A 2,164-nucleotide genomic window follows, 5' to 3' on the forward strand; every position below is an offset into this window, starting at 1 on the left:
CACCCGCCCCGGCCGCCGAGGCGGCCTGAGCCGCGCCTCCTGCCCCGACGGGCAGGCCGATTTCGCCGCCGCGCCGTGCCAGGCGTGGGCGAAGCCATGGCCGCGCGACCCGAGCGCGGCACTGTTCAAACCGTTGACACAAAAGGAAATTCGACCATGTGGACCGGTGTCATCCCCGCCGTCACGACCAAGTTCAAGCCCGACGGCAGCCTCGACCATGCCGAGATGGAGCGCTGCTTCAGCCTCCAGATGGACGCCGGATGCGACGGCATCATCGTGTGCGGCTCGCTCGGCGAGGGGCCGATGCTGACCCAGGACGAGCGCATCGACGTGCTCAAGCGGGCTCAGTCGGTCACCAAGGGCAAGCCGACCCTGCTGACCGTGTCCGAGGCGGGCACCCGCGAGGCCTGCGACCTCGCCGCCAAGGCGGCCAAGGCCGGCGCCAGCGGCCTGATGGTGGTGCCGAGCCCGATCTACCACACCGATCCGGCCGAGACGGTCGAGACCCTGCGGGCCGTGGCGGCCGCGGGCGACCTGCCGGTGATGATCTATTCCAACCGCGTCGCCTACCGGGTCGACGTCACGCCCGAGATCATGGAGGAACTGGCCGCGGATCCGCGCTTCGTGGCCATCAAGGAATCCTCCGACGACATCCGCCGCACCACCGAGATCATCAACCGGCTCGGCGACCGGTACGCCGTCCTCACCGGCGTCGACAACCTCGCGCTGGAGGCGCTCGCGGTCGGCGCCTGCGGCTGGGTCGCCGGCCTCGTCTGCGCGTTCCCGGCGGAGACGGTCGCGATCTACCGGCTGATGCAGGTTGGGCGCACCCAGGAGGCGCTGGCGATCTACCGCTGGTTCCGGCCGCTCCTCGACCTCGATGTCTCGACCTACCTGGTCCAGAACATCAAGCTCGCCGAACGCCTCGCAATCAACTCGACCGAGCATGTGCGCGGTCCGCGCAAGCCCCTGTCCGGGGCGCGGCGGGCCGAGGTCGAGGCGATCGTGCGCAAGGCGATCGAGAGCCGCCCCGCCCTGCCCGCACTCGCCTGACCGCGGACGGCGGGACCCGGGTTCGGCTCAGCGGCCGATCCCGGTTCCGCCGCCGATCGGTGCGACCGCGTTCGGCCCGGTGTTGGGGGCCGGCGTCGCGGCCTGATTCCGCTGGATCTCCATCCGGAGCGTGTTGCCCTGCGTCGTCTGCTCCTGGCGCAGGGACCGCAGCTGGTTGTTGTTTTCCATGGACTGGTTCGCAGCGTTGGGATTGTTCTGCTGTACCTGGGCCAGGACGGGGGTGGCGAGAAGCGGCGACAGGCAGAGGCCGGCGAGGAGGATGGCGCGCATGGTCAACTCGGGCGATCGATGGGGTTACCGGTTCGACGCGCGCGTCCGCCGCCAAGTTCCGCCGATCTGAGGCCGTCTGGCCGGCGCCGCCTTCGCGGGAAACCGCTCAGCAGCCGATGCAGACCCGCGGATTCCATTTCGGCAGAGGCTTCAGCGGTGGCAGCACCCTCTGCACGGGGGCCGAAATGGTCACGCTCTGCTTGGGAAGCACGACCGCGGTGGTCCGCCCGTCAGGGGCGGCGACCGCGATATCCTGAGCCGGCTCGCCCCCGGCGGGGCGGGCGATGCTGCCGGTCAGATCGCGATCGACCGCCCGGGCCGAGCCGAGGCTGAGCGAGACGGCGAGGCCGGCGGCGACGAGGCGGATGACGGTCACGGGAAACTCCGCCGGCACAACGGTATGCGGGAGGCGGGGTTCGATCGCCCGTCCCGGTCTGCCGGGCGGTGTATCGCGTTCCGATCCCGGCGTCCGCCGTGACGGCGCCGCGCGTCGTGTCAGGATCGTCGCGGGCGTACCGACGAGGCCGGCAGGATCGTCGCGTGCCAGCGGTTGTCGTCCTGGGGCACCCACGGCCGCTCGACCGGGTGTTCGGGCAACCGGTACTCGACGCGGATCGGCCCCACCGGTAGCCCGCCCTGCAGCGCGAGTGTCTGCGGCGGCGGGCGTTTCGCCAACCGGACCGGGAGCGCCCCCGCCGCGAGCCGGCGCCGGTCGTGCCGATGAAGCCGGGCGTAGCGCTTGCGCATCTGGACAAGTCGTATTTGGGCGAGCCGCATCTTGGCGCGTCGCGATTGGGCGAGCCGCACCTTCGCCCGAGGC

At 71.3% G+C, this 2,164-nt stretch carries 4 protein-coding genes; 1 reads left to right on the top strand and 3 read right to left on the bottom strand.

Features of this window, described 5'->3' with window-relative positions:
- Positions 1 to 156 precede the first annotated feature (156 nt).
- The gene (locus FV228_RS27440) at positions 157 to 1,053 is read left to right on the top strand and encodes a dihydrodipicolinate synthase family protein (protein ID WP_147857398.1); all 897 of its coding nucleotides are present in this window, start codon (positions 157 to 159) and stop codon (positions 1,051 to 1,053) included.
- 27 nt (positions 1,054 to 1,080) lie between these two features.
- Here the strand turns inward: FV228_RS27440 and FV228_RS27445 are convergent, their stop codons facing one another.
- The 3 genes from FV228_RS27445 to FV228_RS27455 all read right to left on the bottom strand — a co-directional run.
- Positions 1,081 to 1,344, bottom strand: a complete 264-nt coding sequence (locus FV228_RS27445) for a hypothetical protein (RefSeq protein WP_147857399.1) — start codon at positions 1,342 to 1,344, stop codon at positions 1,081 to 1,083.
- A 106-nt stretch (positions 1,345 to 1,450) separates the two neighbouring features.
- Positions 1,451 to 1,720, bottom strand: coding sequence for a hypothetical protein (locus FV228_RS27450; protein ID WP_147857400.1), 270 nt, complete (start codon positions 1,718 to 1,720; stop codon positions 1,451 to 1,453).
- Between the two features lie 119 nt (positions 1,721 to 1,839).
- On the bottom strand, positions 1,840 to 2,164 hold a 325-nt coding region (locus tag FV228_RS27455), incomplete at its 5' end, for a hypothetical protein (protein ID WP_210247826.1).

The organism is Methylobacterium sp. WL18, from assembly GCF_008040015.1.
In the GTDB taxonomy this organism is placed as follows: Bacteria; Pseudomonadota; Alphaproteobacteria; order Rhizobiales; family Beijerinckiaceae; genus Methylobacterium; species Methylobacterium mesophilicum.

Bases quoted from the DNA above. Each gene is read 5' to 3' on its own strand.
- FV228_RS27445 (WP_147857399.1), bottom strand. From the start codon at position 1,344: ATGCGCGCCATCCTCCTCGCCGGCCTCTGCCTGTCGCCGCTTCTCGCC.
- FV228_RS27440 (WP_147857398.1), top strand. From the start codon at position 157: ATGTGGACCGGTGTCATCCCCGCCGTCACGACCAAGTTCAAGCCCGAC.